General features: G+C 69.2%; 18 protein-coding genes. 10 read left to right on the forward strand and 8 right to left on the reverse strand.

The window, feature by feature from the left end:
- Window positions 1–223 precede the first annotated feature (223 nt).
- A complete protein-coding gene (locus tag A3CU_RS0135370; protein WP_211246602.1) occupies window positions 224–811 on the forward strand; it encodes an SUKH-4 family immunity protein in 588 nt (195 codons plus the stop codon).
- A 31-nt stretch (window positions 812–842) separates the two neighbouring features.
- On the opposite strand, the gene A3CU_RS48355 is transcribed toward A3CU_RS0135370, so the two are convergent.
- Both A3CU_RS48355 and A3CU_RS0135380 read right to left on the reverse strand, forming a co-directional pair.
- Window positions 843–1664 carry an ATP-binding protein gene (locus tag A3CU_RS48355; protein ID WP_245617482.1) on the reverse strand — a complete coding sequence of 274 codons (822 nt, stop codon included), beginning with the start codon at window positions 1662–1664 and terminating at the stop codon, window positions 843–845.
- 58 nt (window positions 1665–1722) lie between these two features.
- On the reverse strand, window positions 1723–2565 hold the full coding sequence (locus tag A3CU_RS0135380) for a DegV family protein (RefSeq protein WP_027946207.1): 843 nt from the start codon (window positions 2563–2565) through the stop codon (window positions 1723–1725).
- Window positions 2566–2758: 193 nt separating this feature from the next.
- Between A3CU_RS0135380 and A3CU_RS0135385 the strand changes: the two genes are divergently transcribed.
- The 7 genes from A3CU_RS0135385 (at window position 2759) to mnmA (ending at window position 10184) form a co-directional block, all read left to right on the forward strand.
- Complete coding sequence (locus A3CU_RS0135385; RefSeq protein WP_027946208.1) at window positions 2759–3544, forward strand: electron transfer flavoprotein subunit beta/FixA family protein; 786 nt, start codon at window positions 2759–2761, stop codon at window positions 3542–3544.
- A 26-nt stretch (window positions 3545–3570) separates the two neighbouring features.
- Window positions 3571–4530, forward strand: a complete 960-nt coding sequence (locus tag A3CU_RS0135390; protein ID WP_027946209.1) for an electron transfer flavoprotein subunit alpha/FixB family protein — start codon at window positions 3571–3573, stop codon at window positions 4528–4530.
- 294 nt (window positions 4531–4824) lie between these two features.
- Complete coding sequence (locus A3CU_RS0135395; RefSeq protein ID WP_027946210.1) at window positions 4825–5577, forward strand: GNAT family N-acetyltransferase; 753 nt, start codon at window positions 4825–4827, stop codon at window positions 5575–5577.
- Window positions 5574–6452, forward strand: coding sequence for a lysophospholipid acyltransferase family protein (locus A3CU_RS48360; protein ID WP_052372733.1), 879 nt, complete (start codon window positions 5574–5576; stop codon window positions 6450–6452). The genes A3CU_RS0135395 and A3CU_RS48360 overlap by 4 nt, the downstream gene beginning before the upstream one ends.
- 37 nt (window positions 6453–6489) lie before the next feature.
- On the forward strand, window positions 6490–7845 hold the full coding sequence (locus tag A3CU_RS0135405) for an MFS transporter (RefSeq protein ID WP_425388309.1): 1356 nt from the start codon (window positions 6490–6492) through the stop codon (window positions 7843–7845).
- Between the two features lie 27 nt (window positions 7846–7872).
- Window positions 7873–9096 carry a cysteine desulfurase family protein gene (locus A3CU_RS48365; protein WP_052372734.1) on the forward strand — a complete coding sequence of 408 codons (1224 nt, stop codon included), beginning with the start codon at window positions 7873–7875 and terminating at the stop codon, window positions 9094–9096.
- Window positions 9096–10184, forward strand: a complete 1089-nt coding sequence (mnmA, locus tag A3CU_RS0135415; RefSeq protein ID WP_027946212.1) for a tRNA 2-thiouridine(34) synthase MnmA — start codon at window positions 9096–9098, stop codon at window positions 10182–10184. Before A3CU_RS48365 ends, mnmA begins: the two co-directional genes overlap by 1 nt.
- Before the next feature lie 7 nt (window positions 10185–10191).
- Here mnmA and A3CU_RS0135420 read toward each other — a convergent pair whose 3' ends face one another.
- Window positions 10192–10791, reverse strand: a complete 600-nt coding sequence (locus tag A3CU_RS0135420) for a TetR/AcrR family transcriptional regulator (protein ID WP_027946213.1) — start codon at window positions 10789–10791, stop codon at window positions 10192–10194.
- A gap of 91 nt (window positions 10792–10882) precedes the next feature.
- On the opposite strand from A3CU_RS0135420, the gene A3CU_RS0135425 reads away from it, so the two are divergent.
- Window positions 10883–12616 carry an ABC transporter ATP-binding protein gene (locus tag A3CU_RS0135425; RefSeq protein WP_027946214.1) on the forward strand — a complete coding sequence of 578 codons (1734 nt, stop codon included), beginning with the start codon at window positions 10883–10885 and terminating at the stop codon, window positions 12614–12616.
- Window positions 12617–12692: 76 nt separating this feature from the next.
- Window positions 12693–14567, forward strand: coding sequence for an ABC transporter ATP-binding protein (locus A3CU_RS0135435; protein ID WP_027946215.1), 1875 nt, complete (start codon window positions 12693–12695; stop codon window positions 14565–14567).
- A gap of 59 nt (window positions 14568–14626) precedes the next feature.
- Here the strand turns inward: A3CU_RS0135435 and A3CU_RS0135440 are convergent, their stop codons facing one another.
- The 5 genes from A3CU_RS0135440 to A3CU_RS0135465 form a co-directional block, all read right to left on the reverse strand.
- Window positions 14627–14950 carry a putative quinol monooxygenase gene (locus tag A3CU_RS0135440; RefSeq protein ID WP_027946216.1) on the reverse strand — a complete coding sequence of 108 codons (324 nt, stop codon included), beginning with the start codon at window positions 14948–14950 and terminating at the stop codon, window positions 14627–14629.
- A 118-nt stretch (window positions 14951–15068) separates the two neighbouring features.
- Complete coding sequence (locus A3CU_RS0135445) at window positions 15069–15515, reverse strand: GNAT family N-acetyltransferase (protein WP_027946217.1); 447 nt, start codon at window positions 15513–15515, stop codon at window positions 15069–15071.
- A 76-nt stretch (window positions 15516–15591) separates the two neighbouring features.
- Entirely contained in the window at window positions 15592–16047 is a 456-nt protein-coding gene (locus A3CU_RS0135450) for a type II toxin-antitoxin system VapC family toxin (protein WP_052372736.1), read from the reverse strand.
- The gene (locus A3CU_RS0135455) at window positions 16037–16276 is read right to left on the reverse strand and encodes an AbrB/MazE/SpoVT family DNA-binding domain-containing protein (RefSeq protein ID WP_027946219.1); all 240 of its coding nucleotides are present in this window, start codon (window positions 16274–16276) and stop codon (window positions 16037–16039) included. Before A3CU_RS0135455 ends, A3CU_RS0135450 begins: the two co-directional genes overlap by 11 nt.
- 252 nt (window positions 16277–16528) lie before the next feature.
- The gene (locus A3CU_RS0135465) at window positions 16529–17572 is read right to left on the reverse strand and encodes an MBL fold metallo-hydrolase (RefSeq protein ID WP_027946220.1); all 1044 of its coding nucleotides are present in this window, start codon (window positions 17570–17572) and stop codon (window positions 16529–16531) included.
- Window positions 17573–17578 lie beyond the last annotated feature (6 nt).

Here is a 17578-nt window from a genome sequence, read left to right on the forward strand (position 1 = left end):
TATTTCGCAGGATGACCGACGGCTGCCGTTGCGTGCCACGGCGAACGGATGCGCCAGGCCGCGTCCGAACCGATTGCTGTAGCCCAGGCCTTTCGGCTGCGACAAAGTCTTCCCAATTACCATCGGAGGTAACAGGCATCGTGGATCATCGAGCCCGAGCGGATACTGACGATGATCGGGCGACGCAGTTGTGAGCGGTGCAGCAACACGAAGTGGAGTTCGCGTGGAGTACAAGCCTCAGTGGCTGACGTCCGACTCATGGGAAGAGTCGGGAGTTATGGAACTGGACCCTTCTCTCGCCGCTGTCTCGCAGAGCTGGCCGCTGCCCGTGCGCGAGGCGCTGCGGGTGGCCCAGCGGTTCGGGCTTCCTCAGGAGGCGGCGAAGTTCTACCCGAGCACGGTTGGCGCTCCGTTCGAGGAGTTCTCCGAGGACTCGGGTGCACGGTACTGGCGGCTGGGCCAGATCGGCGCCCAGTCGAGTCCTGCGTACGTGGAACTCCAGTACGTTCTCGACAGCGAGGGGCGAGTGCTGGTGCTCGACGACTCGCTGCCGGAACCCCGGTTCGTCAACTCCTCGCTGATCGCGTTCCTCGACGCGCTGGCCGCGTATGACTACCGGTGCGAGCACGTCGACGACTTCGACCACCTCGAGCCGGAGGACGACGATGACGAGGACGACCCCGCCGAAGCGGCACGGGTCGCCTTCGGGCTCGAGATCCGCGACCGCCTGCGTGCGCTCGACCCACCGGCGTTCGAGATGGACACCTGGTGGGACCGGGTGTACGAGGAGGTGGCACTCGACGCCATCTGACGCGCATGCCGGATGATGCTCCTGCTTGGCCTCAGGGCCACTTGCGCAGGACGACCGACCAGGAGGACGGGCCGATGTGGAACTCCGGGGTCGGGCCGCCGGTGCGCGCCATGGCCGACCGGATGCGCCAGATGCCGCGCCCGAACCGGTTGACGTAGCCCAGGCTCTTCATCGCCCTGGCCAGCCCGGGGTTGCGGTAGTCGTTGACCCGGTCGAAGTTGTCGGCGCGGACCTGCCCGAAGGGGCCACCCGGGTTGGTCACCTCGATCCGGTCGTCGAACCAGGCGATCCGCACCGGGGCGTGGGAGTTCTCGTAGTCGCGGTGCATGATCGCGTTCATGCACGTCTCCCGCAGTGCCTCGGGCGGGAAGTCGGTCAGCTGCTCCTCGCGGAAGCCCTCGCCCTCGGCCAGCCGGGTGCGCAGGTGGGCGGACAGCAACGCGGACAGTGCCTCGGCGGTGGTGACCAGGTTTCCGCGCAGCTCCTGTTGGTCGACCACGGGCGCATCGAGGTCGACCCCCTGGTACCGGATGAACTGGAGGTAGGCGCCGGGGACGTGCGCGCTCGGGTCGGTGCCCACGGCCAGCAGGCCCAGCGCGGTGGGCACACCGCCGGGCGTGGTCAGCCGCAGCCAGGCGAGGTCCGCTTCGATCGGGCGGTGGTTCTCCACCAGCGCTTCGGCCGTCGCGAAGGACGGCAGGTAGGTGGTGTGGAACAGCCGGAGATCCAGGTCGCTCTCGCCCGCGGTGAGCACCGGCCGGCCGTCGAAGGGCGCCGACGAGAACCGTCTGGTCTCGTCCACCACATGCCGGTCCGTGCTGAGCGAGTCGACTGGTGTGATCCCCGTTGGCACCAACTGGCTCCTTCGCTAGCGCTGCGGGGGAACCCTATCGGGTGAATGGCGGTGCGTGTTACACCGGTGACACGGTGACGCTCAACGCACCTGGGCCGACGTGTGCCCCGACGACCGTGCTCACCTCCGCGATCACCAGGTCTCGCACGTTGGGCAGCCGATGCCGCAGTTGCTCGGCCACCTGTCGCTCACGCCCGTTCTGCAGGAAGTGCGAGACGGCCAGTTCGACCTGGCGGGACCCGGCCCGCGCCACGGACAGCTCGATGAGCCGGGACAGCGCACGCGTCGCACCGGCCACCCGCGACAGCGGGGCCACCTCGCCGTCGCGCACGGTCAGCAACGGCTTGATCGAGAAGGCGTTGCCGATCAGGTGGGCCGCCGCGCCGATGCGGCCACCGCGTCGCAGGTATTCCAGCGTGTCGACGTAGAGCAGCTCGGTGCTGTGGCGGAAGCGGTGGGCGGCGGCCTCGAGAACCCGGTCGGCCTGCGCGCCCGCGCCGGCGGCTCGCGCCGCGGACAGCACCGCGAAGCCGAGGCTCATCCCCGTGGTCTGGCTGTCCATGATGTGGACGGGAATTCGCACCTGCTGGGCGGCTTGGCGGGCCGCGTGGACGGTGGCCGACATCCGTCCGGAGATGTGCAGGCTGACCACCGCGCTCGCGCCGGCGCTGGCCGCTTCCTGGTAGGCCCAGAAGAAGGCGCCCGGATCCGGGGGAAAGGTGGCGACCCGCCGCCCGGCGCGCAGGGCGGTGGCCAGTTCATGGCGGTCGTACCGGTTCTCGTCGTTGGTCTCCTCGTCCACGAGTAGCTGGAGCTGTACGACTTTGATGCCCCATTGCTGGGCGAGCTGTTCGGGTAGTGAGGCGGTCGAGTCCGTCACGATCGCTACCTGGTTCGACACAGAGTGCGAGGCTAGCCCGAAAGGGGCAAAGTTTGAAGCCCATCGACCTCTGGTCCGTCCCGATAAACCGGGACGATCGTCCCAGTAGATGGCGTATCCAGGTGAATGCAGTCACCTCGGCGCGCCGCGGAGGGAAAAGTTTTCTACGCTACCGCCGAGTAGAGCTGGTTACCCGAGAGGTCGAAGGGGACCCATGACGAAGATTGTTGTCCTGGTCAAGCAGGTGCCGGACACCTATTCGGAGCGCAAGCTCGCCGAAGGCGACCACACGCTGGACCGCGAGTCCGCCGACGCGGTGCTCGACGAGATCAACGAGCGCGCCGTCGAGGAGGCGCTCAAGATCAAGGAGGCCGGTGAGGGCGAGGTCACCGTGGTTTCGGTGGGACCGGACCGGGTGACCGATGCCATCCGCAAGGCGCTGTCCATGGGCGCCGACAAGGCCATTCACGTCAGTGACGAGGCGATCAAGGGTTCCGACCTGATCGCCACCGCGAAGGTGCTCGCCGCCGCGATCGGCAAGGTCGAGTCCTATGACCTGGTCATCACCGGCAACGAGGCTTCCGACGGCCGGGGCGGCGCCGTGCCCGCGGTGGTCGCCGAGCTGCTCGGCCTGCCGCAGCTGACGCACCTGCGCGAGGTCACCGTCGAGGGCGGCACGATCAAGGGGGTGCGCGAGACCGAGGACGGCCGCGCCACCCTGGAGGCGAACCTGCCCGCGTTGATCAGCGTCACGGAGAAGATCAACGAGCCGCGTTACCCGTCCTTCAAGGGCATCATGGCCGCGAAGAAGAAGCCGGTCGAAACCCTCACGATCGCCGACCTCGGCATCGACGCGGGCGAGGTCGGTCTCGCCAACGCGTCCTCCACGGTGATCGAAGCCGCCCCGAAGCCGCCGCGCGAGGCCGGCCAGCGGGTCGAAGACGACGGCGACGGCGGCGTGAAGATCGTCGAGTACCTGGTCGGTCAGAAGCTCGTCTGAGGATTGCGGAAACAGGAGACTCATCGATGGCTGAAGTTCTCGTTCTCGTCGACCACGCGGGTGGCGAGGTGAAGAAGGTGACCTTCGAGCTGCTGACCGCCGCCCGCGAGCTGGGTGAGCCCGCCGCGGTCGTGGTCGGTGCGCCGGGCACCGCGAGCAAATTGAGGGAAGCGCTGGGCTCCTACGGGGCCGCGAAGGTTTATGTGGCCGAATCCGACGACGCGGCTTCCTACCTGGTGACGCCGAAGGTGGACGCCCTGGCCGCGCTGGCTGGCCGGGCCGCGCCCGCGGCTGTGCTGGTCAGCGCGAGCGCCGAAGGCAAGGAAATCTCCGGCCGGCTGGCGGCACGGATGGGCTGCGGCCTGCTGGTGGACGCGGTCGGCGTGCACGCCGACGGCACCGTGGACCAGTCCATTTTCGGTGGCGCATACTCGGTGAAGTCCTCGTCGGCAAAGGGCTTCCCGGTGATCTCGGTTCGTCCGGGTGGCGTGGAAGCGGTGCAGGCCGAGGGCGCCGCGGTGGAGGAGACCGTCGAGGTCCCAGCCACCGACCCGGCGAAGTCGGCGCGGATCACTGGCGTGGAGCCGGTGGTGGGCGGTGACCGGCCGGAGCTCACCGAAGCATCGGTCGTGGTCTCCGGCGGCCGCGGTGTCGGTTCCGCGGAAAACTTCGCGGTCGTGGAGAAGCTGGCCGACTCGTTGGGCGCGGCGGTCGGCGCCTCGCGGGCCGCGGTCGACTCCGGCTACTACCCGCCCCAGTTCCAGGTGGGCCAGACCGGTAAGACCGTGTCGCCGCAGCTGTACATCGCGCTGGGCATCTCGGGCGCGATCCAGCACCGGGCCGGCATGCAGACCTCGAAGACGATCATCGCGGTGAACAAGGACCCGGAGGCGCCGATCTTCGAGATCGCCGACTTCGGCGTGGTCGGCGACCTGTTCAAGGTCGCCCCGCAGCTCACCGACGAAGTGGCCAAGCGCAAGGGCTGAGCCGGCGGCGCGGACCCGGGTCTCCCCACGGGGAGACCCGGGTTTTTCGTTGTTTCCCCAACGTGCACACAGTGGTCATCCGGAAGGTCTGCTCCAGGTTGCTGTCGCGCCAGTACACCTGGGTGCGTGAGCAGCTTTCTCTCAGGTGGCCGCAATCAAGGTGACCAGTACGCGAGCCCCGTCGACACGGTCAAGGGGGTCTGGGGGCTTGCCCCCAGTCGGGGTGTGGGGGCTGAGCCCCCACAAGACACGGTCGCGCGCAAACTCGCGGAAAAGCACGCACAGCCGCAGGTACTGGTCAGCACGAATTCGGGTGGCAACCAGGCGTCGCGTTACTCCTTGCTCGTCGCCTCCGGCGGTGAGGAAGTCGTTGCCGCGCAAAGGCTTCGTCACCGCGTGTTCGCCGAAGAGCTGGGCGCGAAGCTCGACTCGCTGGTCGACGGCCTCGACGTGGACCGCTTCGACGAGCATTGCGACCACCTCGTGGTGCGGGACGACGACACCGGCGAAATCGTCGGCACCTACCGGATGCTGCCGCCGGCGGGGGCCGTCGCGGCGGGTGGGCGGTATTCCGACACCGAGTTCGACCTGAGCGCGCTGGCCGGGCTGCGCAGTTCGCTGGTCGAGACCGGCCGGTCGTGCGTGCATCCCGACCACCGCAGCGGTGCCGTGGTGAGCCTGGTGTGGGCGGGCATCGGCCGGTACATGCTGCTGGCGGGGCATCGCTACCTCGCCGGGTGCGCGTCCGTGCCACTGACCGACGGCGGCACCTACGCCGCCGGTGTCTGGGAAGTCATCCGGGCCAAGCATTACGCGCCGGAAAAACACCGGGTTCGGCCCCTGCGTCCGTGGGCGACTGAGGGCGTCTCACGGCCCTCCCGGTCGGTGCTGCCGCCGCTGCTCAAGGGCTACATCAGGCTCGGTGCCAAGGTGTGCGGGCCGCCGGCGCACGACCCCGATTTCGGCGTGGCGGACTTCTTCACGCTGCTGGATCTCCACCAGGTCGAGGAGCGCTACCTGAAGTTCTTCCTCGGGGAACAGCGGTGAGCCACGCCTGGATGCCGGTTTCGCCGTGCGGCGACGGGTGCCTGACGGTCGGCGCGCCCACGGTCTCGCCGCCGCGCCGCGCGCTGCGGGTGATCGCGGCGTGCGCGGTGCTGCTGTTCGCGTTCGCCACCCTGCCGGTCCTGGTGGTGCTGCGCGGCGGGGCCCGAAACACCTTGCTGGGCCTGGTCTTCCGGGGAGTGCTGCGCGCGTTCGGGGTCCGGCTGGTGGTGCATGGCGGGCGCGGGTTCGCGGACGCGGAGCCGGGCCGCGGCGCCTTGGTGGTGAGCAACCACATCTCGTGGCTGGACATCGTGGCGGTCAACGCGGTGCGCCCGATGCGGGCGCTGGCGAAGCGGGAGATCGCGGACTGGCCGGTGCTCGGTGGTCTGGTCGCCCGGGGCGGCAGCATTTTCCTGGACCGCGCACGGCTTTCCACGCTCCCGGCGACGATGGCGGAACTGGCCACGGCGTTGCGCGGCGGGGCGCTGGTGAACGTGACCCCGGAGGGGACGACGTGGTGTGGCCTGGCGACCGGACGGTTCGCCCCGGCGGCCTTCCAGGCCGCGATCGACGGCGGTGTGCCGGTGCGCCCGATCGCCCTGCGCTACCGCCTGGCGGATGGGCGGGAAACCACGCAGCCGGCGTTCATCGGCGCGGATTCGCTGATCGACTCGGTGCGCCGGGTAATCCGGCTGCACGGGCTGGTGCTCCAGATGTACATCTGTCCGGAGATCGCGCCGGGCCGCGCGATGGACCGTCGTGAGCTGGCCGCGCTGGCACAGGCCGCGATCGCGGGAGCCTGGGGGTTGCACCTCCGGACGACGCCGCACTCGGCCCGGTCATCCACGAACATGCTTTCCCCGCGCGGACATTGACCTCGACTGCGCTGGAGGTGGCAGAGTCGAGTGCGTGATCGCAACCGACCCGCCCCGGCCTCGGGGCGTGCTTTGGACGCCTGCCCACCGAGCCACCACCGTGGCGAGCCTGCTCGTCGTCACGTTGATCGCCTTCGAGAGCATGGGCGTCGCGACCGCGATGCCGACCCTGGTCGCCGACCTGCACGGCCAATCCCTGTATTCCTGGCCGTTCACCGCGTTCCTCGTCGCGAGCGTCGTGGCCACCGTCCTTTCGGGCCGGATCTGCGACCGGCGTGGCCCAGGCCTTTCGCTGGTGGCCGGGCCCGCGATCTTCGTGGCCGGCCTGGTGCTGTGTGGCTTCGCACAGAACATGTTCGTGCTGCTGGCCGGGCGGGTGCTGCAGGGCCTGGGCTCGGGCACGGTCATCGTGGCGATCTACCTGATGATCGCGCTGGTCTACGACGACCGCGAGCGGCCGGCCATGTTCGCCGCGAACGCGGCCGCGTGGGTGGTGCCCGCGATGGTCGGCCCGTCGCTGGCCGGGCTGGTCACCGAGACCGTCGGCTGGCGCTGGGTCTTCCTCGGGCTGGTCCCGCCGGCGCTGCTCGCGCTGGTCATGCTGATCCCCCTGGCGCGGCGGCTGCGCACCGAGGCGCCGGGCGAAGGACGGCGGGCCGGGGTGTGGGCGGCCGTCGGGGCCGCGGTCGGGGTCGCCGTGCTGACCTGGGCGGCCCAGCACCCCTCGCCGGCCGCGCTCGCCTACGGCGCGGGCGGGCTGATCGTGCTGGCCTGGGCGCTGCGCACCCTGCTGCCACCGGGCACCGTCACCGCCCGGCCCGGCCTGCCCACCGTGGTCGCGGCGCGCGGGCTGCTGGGCGGCGCGTTCGCCGGCATGGAAGCGTTCCTGCCGTTGACCATGAGCGCGGTGCACGGGTACAGCCCGGCGCTGGCCGGGCTGCCGCTGACGGTGTGCGCGCTGGGCTGGTCGGCCGCCGCGGCGGTGCAGGGCCGTCATCCCGACTGGTCGCGCGAGGTCGCACTCCGCCTCGGGTTCGGGTTGGTGGCGGTGGCGCTGGTGATCTTCGCGTTCGTCTCACAGCCGTGGTTTCCCGGCTGGCTGGCGTTTCTGGGCGGTGTCATCGGCGGTGCTGGCATGGGCACGGCGTATCCGTCGCTGTCGCTGCTGCTACTCCGGTTCTCCCCGGAGGCCGAGCGCGGCTTCAACACCTCGGCGATGCAGCTTTCCGACTGGGTGTCCTCGGCGGTCACCGTCGGCTTGGGCGGCGTGCTGCTCGCCCTCCTGGCCTCGGCCGAGCACCCCTCGCCCGCGCTGGCGGCGCTGGCCGTCCTGCTGACCGTGATCGCGCTGCTCGGGGTGTTCGTCACGCGGCGGTGGCCCACGCGCGAGTGAACCCGGTAGGTCTACCCTGGTGGAGAAATGACTTACCTTGATCACGCGGCGACCACCCCGATGGCGCCGGAGGCCATAGCGGCGATGAGCGAGGCCCTGTCCATGGTGGGCAACGCTTCGTCGCTGCATTCCTCCGGCCGGCGGGCGCGACGCGTGGTGGAGGAGGCCCGGGAGGCGATCGCCGAGGCGCTCGGCGCACGGCCGTCCGAAGTGATCTTCACCGCCGGTGGCACGGAGAGCGACAACCTGGCGGTCAAGGGCATTTTCTGGGCGCGTAACTCGGCCGATCCGGCCCGTCGCCGCGTGCTGGCCAGCACCGTGGAGCACCACGCCGTGCTGGACACGGTGCAGTGGCTGGCCGACCACGCCGGCGCCCAGGTCAGCTGGCTCGATGTCGACGAGCACGGTCGCGTGCTGCCCGAGACGCTGCGCAAGGCGATCGAGCAGGATCCCACGGATGTGGCCTTGGTCACCGTGATGTGGGCGAACAACGAGGTCGGCACGATCAACCCGATGGCCGAGCTGGCCGCGATCTGCGCCGAGTACGACATCCCGGTACACACCGACGCCGTGCAGGCGGTCGGCGGCGTGCCGGTGGACTTCGCGGCCAGCGGGGTGAGCGCGCTGACCCTGACCGGGCACAAGCTCGGCGGTCCCTACGGCGTCGGCGCGCTGCTGCTCGGCCGGTCCACGCCGTGCATGCCGCTGCTGCACGGCGGCGGTCAGGAGCGCGACGTCCGGTCGGGCACCCTGGACGTTCCGGCGATCCACGCCTTCGCCACGGCCGTGCGGGTGGCGGTGGCCGGGCCGCCCGACCACGTTGCCGCCCTGCGCGACGCGCTCGTCGAGTCGGTGCTGGCCGAGGTGCCGGACGCGATCCTCAACGGGGCGCCGCTGGGCGAGGGGCGGCTGCCCGGCAACGCACACTTCACCTTCCCCGGCTGCGCCGGCGACAGCCTGCTGATGTTGCTGGACGCCAAGGGAATCGAGTGCTCGACCGGTTCGGCCTGCACGGCGGGCGTCGCGGAGCCGAGCCACGTGCTGCTGGCCATGGGCTGCGACGCCCGGTCGGCGCGCTGCTCGCTGCGGTTCTCCCTCGGCCACACCTCGACCCGGGCCGACGTGGACGCCCTGGCGCGCGAGATCGGCGCCGTGGTCGCGCGGGCCCGGCAGGCGGGGCTGGCCGGGATGCGCAAACAACCGGCCGGGACACCGGACAACGCTTCGAAAGCACGCGCTCAGGAGGTGTGATGCGGGTACTGGCCGCGATGAGCGGGGGAGTGGACTCGGCGGTGGCCGCGGCTCGCGCCGTGGACGCCGGGCACGAGGTCGTCGGGGTGCACCTGGCGCTGTCCGCCAAGCCCGGCACGCTGCGCACCGGCGCGCGCGGCTGCTGCACGATCGAGGACTCGCGCGACGCCCGCCGGGCCGCCGACCTGCTCGGAATTCCCTTCTACGTCTGGGATTTCGCCGAGCGGTTCACCGAGGAGGTCGTCGAGACCTTCGTCGGCGAGTACGCGGCAGGCCGCACGCCCAACCCGTGCGTCACGTGCAACGAGAAGATCAAGTTCGAGGCCCTGCTGGACAAGGCGATGGCGCTCGGCTTCGACGCGGTGGCCACCGGCCACTACGCTCGGCTGTCCATTGTGGATGGCGTGCCGGAGCTGCGCCGGAGCGTGGACGAGGGCAAGGACCAGTCCTACGTGCTCGCGTCGCTCACGCCGGAGCAGCTGCGCCATTCGCTGTTCCCGCTCGGCGGCTCGCTCAAGTCCGACGTCCGGGCCGAGGCGCAGCGGCGTGACCTGGCCGTGGCGCGCAAGCCCGACAGTCACGACATCTGCTTCATCCCCGACGGGGACACCAAGAAGTTCCTGGAGAACCGGCTCGGCTCGCACCCGGGCGAACTGGTCGACGCCGAGACCGGCGCCGTGCTCGGCCGGCACACCGGCGTGCACGGGTTCACCGTCGGGCAGCGCAAGGGCCTGGGCATCGACCAGCCCGCGCCGGACGGCCGGCCGCGGTACGTGCTGTCGCTGGAACCGGTGTCGGGAACGGTGAAGGTCGGTTCGGTGGAACAACTCGCCGTGCGCCGGATCGACGCCGACCGTCCGATCTGGCCGAGTGAGCGGCCGCTGGACGGGCCGACCGAGTGCGTGATCCAGGTCCGGGCGCATGGGGGGACCGCCGACGCCGTGGCGGAAGCCGATGGTGACCGTGTGCGGATCGAGTTGCGCGAGCCGCTCCGGGGCGTCGCGCCGGGCCAGGTGGTCGTGCTCTACCGCCCGGACCCGGACGGCGACCTCGTCCTGGGCAGCGCCAAGATCGCCGCCACCGAGTAGGTCTGGTTCAGGCCGGCGGCAGTCCGCGCAGCAAGGGCAGGTAGATCTCGTCGACGAGTTCGGTGATCATCTCGTCGGGCACGGCTTCGCCGCAGAGCATCAACTCGTTCCGGACCAGGTCGAGCGGTAACCGCGCCACCCGCAATGGCAGCCGGACCGGCGCGAGTTCACCGCGATCGATCGCGTGTCGCACGATCGTGTTCATCGTGTCGGTCAGTTCCGAGGACCTGGTGAGCTGGGCGCGCAACGCCTCGATGACCTCCGGGTGGCGGAAGGTCTCGCCCATCACGCCCGCGATCACCTCGCCCATGATGCTGTTCGCCCGGTCCGCGATGCGGGTGAAGACGTAGACCAGGTCCGCGCGGAGGGAGCCGGTGTCGGGCAGCTCCCGCGGCGGGATCGGCGCGCTGTGCTCCCAGGCCGCGAGCACCAGTTCGGCGCGATTCGGCCAGCGGCGGTAGATTACCGGCTTGCTGGTCTCGGCGCGGGCGGCGACCGCCTCGATGGTGAACCTGGTATAGCCCACTTCGTTGAGCTCGGCCCAGGCCGCGTCGAGAATGGCCTGCTCCAACTCGGCGCCCCGGCGCCGGGTCTTCGTCTCCGCCACGCTGCCCCTTTAAAATACGTTGCGTTTCTTATCGTGACGGGTCTACTCTACCATTATTAGATACGGTTCGTTTCTCTGACCGGGGGTCTCATTGCTGAACCGCTTGTTACGCACGTTCCTGCGCCCATACCGCAAGGAACTGACCGCCGTGCTGGTGCTGCAGCTGGTCGGCACCATCGCATCGCTGTACCTGCCCAGTCTCAACGCCGACATCATCGACTTCGGGGTAGCCAAGGGGGACACCGGCTACATCCTGTCGACGGGTGGCTGGATGTTGAGCGTGACGGTGCTGCAGATCGTCTGCTCCGTCGGCGCCGTCTACTTCGGCGCCCGCGCCGCGATGTCCTTCGGCCGGGATGTCCGGTCCGGGATCTTCCACCGGGTCGGCGAGTTCTCCGCCCGCGAGGTCGCCGGGTTCGGCGCGCCGTCGCTGATCACGCGCACCACCAACGACGTACAGCAGGTGCAGCTGCTGGTGGCGATGGCCTGCACCATGTTCGTCACCGCGCCGATCATGTGCATCGGTGGGATCGTGTTGGCACTCAAGGAAGACGTCGGCCTGTCGTGGCTCCTGCTGGTCTGCGTGCCCGTGCTGCTGGTCGCCATCGGGTCGATCGTAATGCGCATGGTGCCGCAGTTCCGCCGCATGCAGGAGCGGATCGACCAGGTCAACCGCGTGCTGCGCGAGCAGCTGTCGGGTATCCGGGTGGTCCGTGCCTTCGTCCGCGAACGCGCGGAAACACACCGGTTCGCCGACGCCAACACCACGCTCACCAACACGGCGTTGCGGGTGGGCCGGTTGCAGGCGCTGATCTTCCCGACCGTGATGCTGATCCTGAACGCCTCCAGCGTCGCCGTGCTCTGGTTCGGGGCACATCGCGTCGACGCCGGGGAAATGCAGGTGGGCGCGATGACCGCGTTCCTGAACTACCTGCTGCAGATCCTCATGTCGGTGATGATGGCGACCTTCATCTCCACCATGATCCCGCGTGCCGCGGTCTGCGCCGAGCGCATCAACGAGGTGCTGGACACCGAGCCATCGGTGACTCCGCCGTCCGCGCCCGTGCGTGAGCTGCGGGCACAGGCGGAGCTGGAGTTCCGCGGCGTCGAGTTCCGCTACCCGGGTGCGGCGGATCCCGTGCTGCGCAACATTTCCTTCCGTGCGGAAGCGGGCAAGACGACCGCGATCATCGGCAGCACCGGGACGGGCAAGACCACCTTGCTGTCGCTGATCCCGAGGCTGATCGACGTGACCGACGGCAGCGTGCTGGTCGACGGTGTCGACGTGCGGGAGCTCGATCCGGATGTGCTGATGAGCCGGATCGGCCTGGTGCCGCAGAAGCCGTACCTGTTCACCGGCACGGTCGCGAGCAACCTGCGCTACGGGAATCCGGACGCTACCGAAGAAGAGCTGTGGCAGGCGTTGGAGATCGCGCAGGCCCGCGATTTCGTGGAGGAGATGCCCGGCGGCCTGGACGCGCCGATCGCGCAGGGTGGTACGAACGTTTCCGGTGGGCAGCGGCAACGGCTTTCCATCGCGCGAGCGCTGGTGAGCCGGCCGGAGATCTACCTGTTCGACGACTCGTTCTCCGCGCTCGACCTCGCCACGGACGCCCGGTTGCGGGCCGCGTTGCGCCCGCACACCGAGCAGGCCGCCGTCGTTGTGGTCGCCCAGCGGGTGTCCACGATCCTCGACGCCGACCAGATCATCGCCCTCGACGAGGGCACCATCGCCGGACTCGGCACCCATCGCGAGCTCCTGGAGACGTGCCCGACCTACGTGGAGATCGTGCAGTCGCAGATGAACATCGAGGAGGCCGCATGATCGACAATTGCGAAGCCCCGATCATGTGGGCCGACCGGGTGCGGGTGTCCCGCATGAACACCGAGGAGGCCGCCTGATGAGCGCGACCACGACGACGTCCAGACCGCAGGGTGGCGGTGGCGGCGGGTTCGGCCGGATACCCGGTATGACGGCGCCGGTGAGCAAGCCGAAGAGCTTCGGTTCCTCCGCGCGGCGGTTGATGGGCCGGCTGCGGCCCGAACGGGCCAAGCTGGTGGCGGTGGTCGCGCTGGGCGTGACCAGTATCGGGTTTTCCGTTGCGGGACCGAAGATTCTGGGCCAGGCCACTGACATCATCTTCAACGGCCTGCTCGGGCGCCTGCGTCACGTGCCCGGCGCGGGCATCGATTTCACGGCGCTGGCGCACGTATTGGCGTGGGTCATCGGGCTGTACCTGACGTCGTCGGTGTTCAGCTGGGCGCAGGGCTGGTTGCTCAACGGTGTGGTGCAGCGGGTCGTGTACCGGCTGCGGTCCGATGTCGAGGACAAGCTGCATCGGTTGCCATTGCGCTATTTCGACGGCCAGCCACGCGGCGAGGTGCTGTCGAGGGTGACCAACGACATCGACAACGTCGCGCAGACGCTGCAACAGACGTTGAGCCAGTTGCTGACCTCCGTGCTGACGGTCCTTGGCGTGCTGGTGATGATGTTCTCGATCTCGCCGCTGCTGGCGGTGATCGCGCTGCTGGTGATCCCGGCCTCGGCGGTGATCACCGCCCGGATCGGGAAGCGTGCGCAGAAGCTGTTCGTGGCGCAGTGGAAGAACACCGGTGTCCTCAACTCGCATATCGAGGAGGCGTTCACCGGGCACCAGCTGGTGAAGGTGTTCGGGCGGCAGCGGGAGTCGGAGGCCGAGTTCCGGCGCCGCAACGACGAGCTGTTCGGCGCGGCGGCGGGCGCGCAGTTCGTGTCCGGGCTGATCATGCCGGCGATGATGTTCCTGTCCAACCTCAGCTACGTCGTGGTGGCGGTGGTCGGCGGGCTGCGGATCACCTCCGGCGGGATGAGCCTCGGCGAGGTGCAGGCGTTCCTGCAGTACTCGCGGCAGTTCACCCAGCCGCTGACGCAGGTCGCGTCGATGGCGAACCTGATGCAGTCCGGGGTCGCTTCGGCGGAGCGGGTCTTCGAGCTTCTCGACGCCGAGGAGCAGAAGCCCGACGCCACCGACGCCGTGCCGGTCGAGGACCCGGCACAGCGCCGCGGGCGGGTGGAGTTCGAGAACGTGAGCTTCTCCTACCGGACCGACCAGCCGCTCATCGAGAACCTGTCGCTGGTCGCGGAACCGGGGCACACGGTGGCGATCGTCGGACCGACCGGGGCCGGGAAGACCACGCTGGTCAACCTGATCATGCGCTTCTACGAGCTGGACTCGGGCCGGATCACGCTCGACGGCGTGGACATCACGCGGCTGCGCCGAGAAGACCTGCGTTCGCAGGTGGGCATGGTGCTGCAGGACACGTGGCTGTTCGGCGGCACGATCCGCGACAACATCGCCTACGGCAAGCCGGGCGCGACCGACGAGGAGATCGTCGCCGCGGCGAAGGCGACCTTCGTCGACCGGTTCGTGCGTACCCTGCCGGACGGCTACGACACGGTGATCGACGACGAGGGCAGCAACGTCAGCGCGGGGGAGAAGCAGTTGCTGACGATCGCCCGCGCCTTCCTGGCGAGCCCGTCGTTGCTGATCCTCGACGAGGCGACGAGTTCGGTGGACACCAGGACGGAACGCCTGGTGCAGAACGCGATGGCGGCGCTGCGCTCGTCACGCACGAGCTTCGTCATCGCGCACCGGCTGTCCACGATCCGCGACGCCGACCTCATCCTGGTGATGGAGTCGGGCCAGATCGTGGAACAGGGCACCCACGACGAACTGCTCGAAGCCCGCGGCGCCTACTACCGCCTCTACTCGGCGCAGTTCGCCGCCACGGCGTGAAAGAAGGCCGGGCCGCTGGGATTTCCCAGCGGCCCGGTTTTTGCCCGCACTCCGGACGCTCAGTGCTCGACGTGCATTTCACCCAGCTCCGACCAGGTGTCCTGGTCGATCCGGGTGTTGATGATGTCCGGCGTCTTCACCAGGTACTGCGGCAGCTCGGCCTGTGCCTTCTTGAAGTGGTCCGAGTTGACGTGTGCCGCGGCCGCGTCGTCGGCGAAGGCTTCGACCAGGACGTACTCGTTCGGGTCCTGCAGGCTGCGGGACCAGTCGAACCAGCGGCAGCCGGGCTCGGCACGCGTCGCCTCGGTGAACTCGCGCGTGATCGCGGGCCAGTTGTCCGCGTGCTCCGGCTTGACCTGCCACTTCACGGTTATGAAGATCATCTGTCCTCCTCGTCGGCTCGCAGGTCCACTTCTGTCAGGGTAGTCAGCACCCGTGGTTCTTCGACTCCACCAACGAGCTGTACCGCGAGAACGGCAAGCAGCGTGTGGCCTGCCGGGCTCACAAGGGAAGCTTGAACCCGGCGTGGGTTTGCTGGAAGCCGAGGCGCTCATAGAAGCGGTGCGCGTCGACGCGGGAGGAGTCCGAAGTGAGCTGGACGAGCGCGCACCCGCGGCCGCGGGCCTCGTTGATCGCCCATTTCATCAGGGTCGCGCCGAGCCCGCCCCCGCGCCGGTCGGCCCGGACGCGAACGGCTTCGACGAGCGCGCGGGTGGCGCCACGCCGCGAAAGCCCGGGAATGAAGGTGATCTGCAGCGTCCCGATCACCTCACCCCCGTCGTCGAGGACCGCGAGCAACTGGTTCGGGTCGGCGTCGATCGAGGCGAAGGCATCGAGATAGGGCCGGAGATCGTCGAGCGACTCCCGCTTGGCGCCCAGCTGGTCGTCGGCGATCAGCCGCACGATGGCCGCCACGTCGTCTTGCTGCGCGCGCCTGATGTCGATCATGAGTCAATCCACTCGGTAGAGCCGCACGCCCGATTCCCCGGTGATGGGGTGGCGATGCCGCCCGCGCACCAGCGGTTCACTCGGCTGTGTCGTCATCGGGCGGAACTGGCGCGATGATCTCGATGGTCGGGAAGTACGTGCGATACCGGCGGGCATCACGGGTCAGCAACCGATAGCCCGCTATCGCGGCGTGCGCCCCGACGTAGAAGTCTGGTAGGGGTGATCGCTTGTCACCACCATTGCGGCGGTACCGGAGGAACGCCTTCCCGGCGGCGAAGCCGGCCAGGTAGGGCAGCTGCTCCCGCTCGTAGTCGCCGGCCGGGAGCAACTCGTCCAACTCCTCGACGGTCTCGTAGCCGACCGAGACCTCGGCGTAGACCAGGGGATTGATCACGACCCGGCTGGTGTCCATGGCTGCCGCGATCTGCCCGGCCGACCAGTCGGCCCACTGTTCGTCGCCGGTGATGACGTCCAGCAGCACGCAAGAGTCCAGCAGGGTGGTGGGCCGAATGGCCGCGGGGTCACTCGCCACGAAGCAGCGCCATGATCTCGTCGGTGCTCATGCCGGCCACGTCCCGGCCGGTCGCCGTGTTCCGGAGCCGCCGTACCAGCCGTTGCCCCCTGCTTTCCGCCCCCTCGGAACGCACTATCCGCAGCGTGGCGTCGACCTCGACCACCTCGACTTCGTCACCGGCATGCAGGCCGTACTTGGCTCGCAGGTGCGCCGGGATCGTCACCTGTCCCTTGCTGTTCAGCAGCATGACACTCGCCTCCCCCCCTGTTGCACGTATTACGCCTACCACGTAATACTACCTCGCTCATCAGTCTGTGTCGTGGCATGAAGACCCGCAGGTCATCGGGTGAGGAATTCCAGGCACGAGGTTCATGGTGACCAGTTACGGATGGTCGCTTTCCATGATGTGTCTGCTGGTGGGCGTACTCAGGTGTTCCACAAAGGACGGAAACTCCGGCGAGCCCGGGTCCAGGACCTGACGGAGGATGCCGGTCACGAGTCAGCCCAGCCGGTAGAGCCGCACGCCCGATTCCTCGGTCGCGGCGAGTTTTCCCTGGTGTACCAACAGGTCCAGGTGCGCGCCGGTCTCGTTGACCGCGAGCATCTGGTTGAACGGGTCGAGTTCGCCGAGCCGGCGCCGGCGGCGGGTCCAGGCCAGGCGCAGCGCCGCTTCGTAGGCCGTGGTCGCCCCCTGCTCGATGGTCTCCGCCGTTCGTGCCAGGCGTTCCTCGTGGTGGTCCAGCAACTCGTCGATGCGCTGATGCACGCTGTCGGAAACCTTGCCGTGCGCCGGGAGCATCCGGCGATCGGGCATCCCGCGCACCAGGCGCAGCGAGTCGAGGAAGTCGCGCAGCGGCAGTTCGGCGCCTCCCGGCTGGAAGCCGATGGACGGCGTGATGTGGGGGAGAACGTGGTCTCCGGTGAACATCAGGCCGGCTGCGCCGTCGTCGAAGACGACGTGTCCCGCGGTGTGTCCCGGGGTGTGCACGACATCGAGGTCGCGTCCCGGGAGCACGCTGCGCCTGCCCGGGGTCAGCCACTCGTCGGGGGTCTCCCAGATCATCGCGTCGGTGTTGCGCCTCATCCCACCGAACATCTGCCGCAACGTGTCGACGACCGGGTCGGCACCGGCCCGGTGGAGCTGGCCGAGCTGGGTGGCCATCGGCAGCGCGTCCGGGTCGGCGCACAGCTCGAGCGACGCCTGCTCGAGCTCGCCGAGCGCGATCTTGCCGCCGAACTCGCGGCGCAGCGCCACGGCCTGGGTGTAGTGGTCGCGGTGGACGTGGGTCACCAGGAACTGGCTGATGTCGCCGAGTCCCGCGCCGATCCCGTGCAGCGCCGTGGCCAGCTGCTCGCGTGCCTGGTCCAGCGCCCAGCCCGAGTCGATCAGCACCAGATCGGAGCCGTCCGTCAGGGCGTAGACGTTCACCGCGCGCAGCCCGTCGTTGGGCAGGGGCAGGGGAATCCGGTACACGCCGGGCGCCACGACGTAGATTCCGGGCTCGGTCCAGGCGCGGGCGTCATCCTCGGCGATGGGTTCCACGGACTC

This window comes from Amycolatopsis taiwanensis DSM 45107 (assembly GCF_000519205.1).
GTDB lineage: Bacteria > Actinomycetota > Actinomycetes > Mycobacteriales > Pseudonocardiaceae > Amycolatopsis_E > Amycolatopsis_E taiwanensis.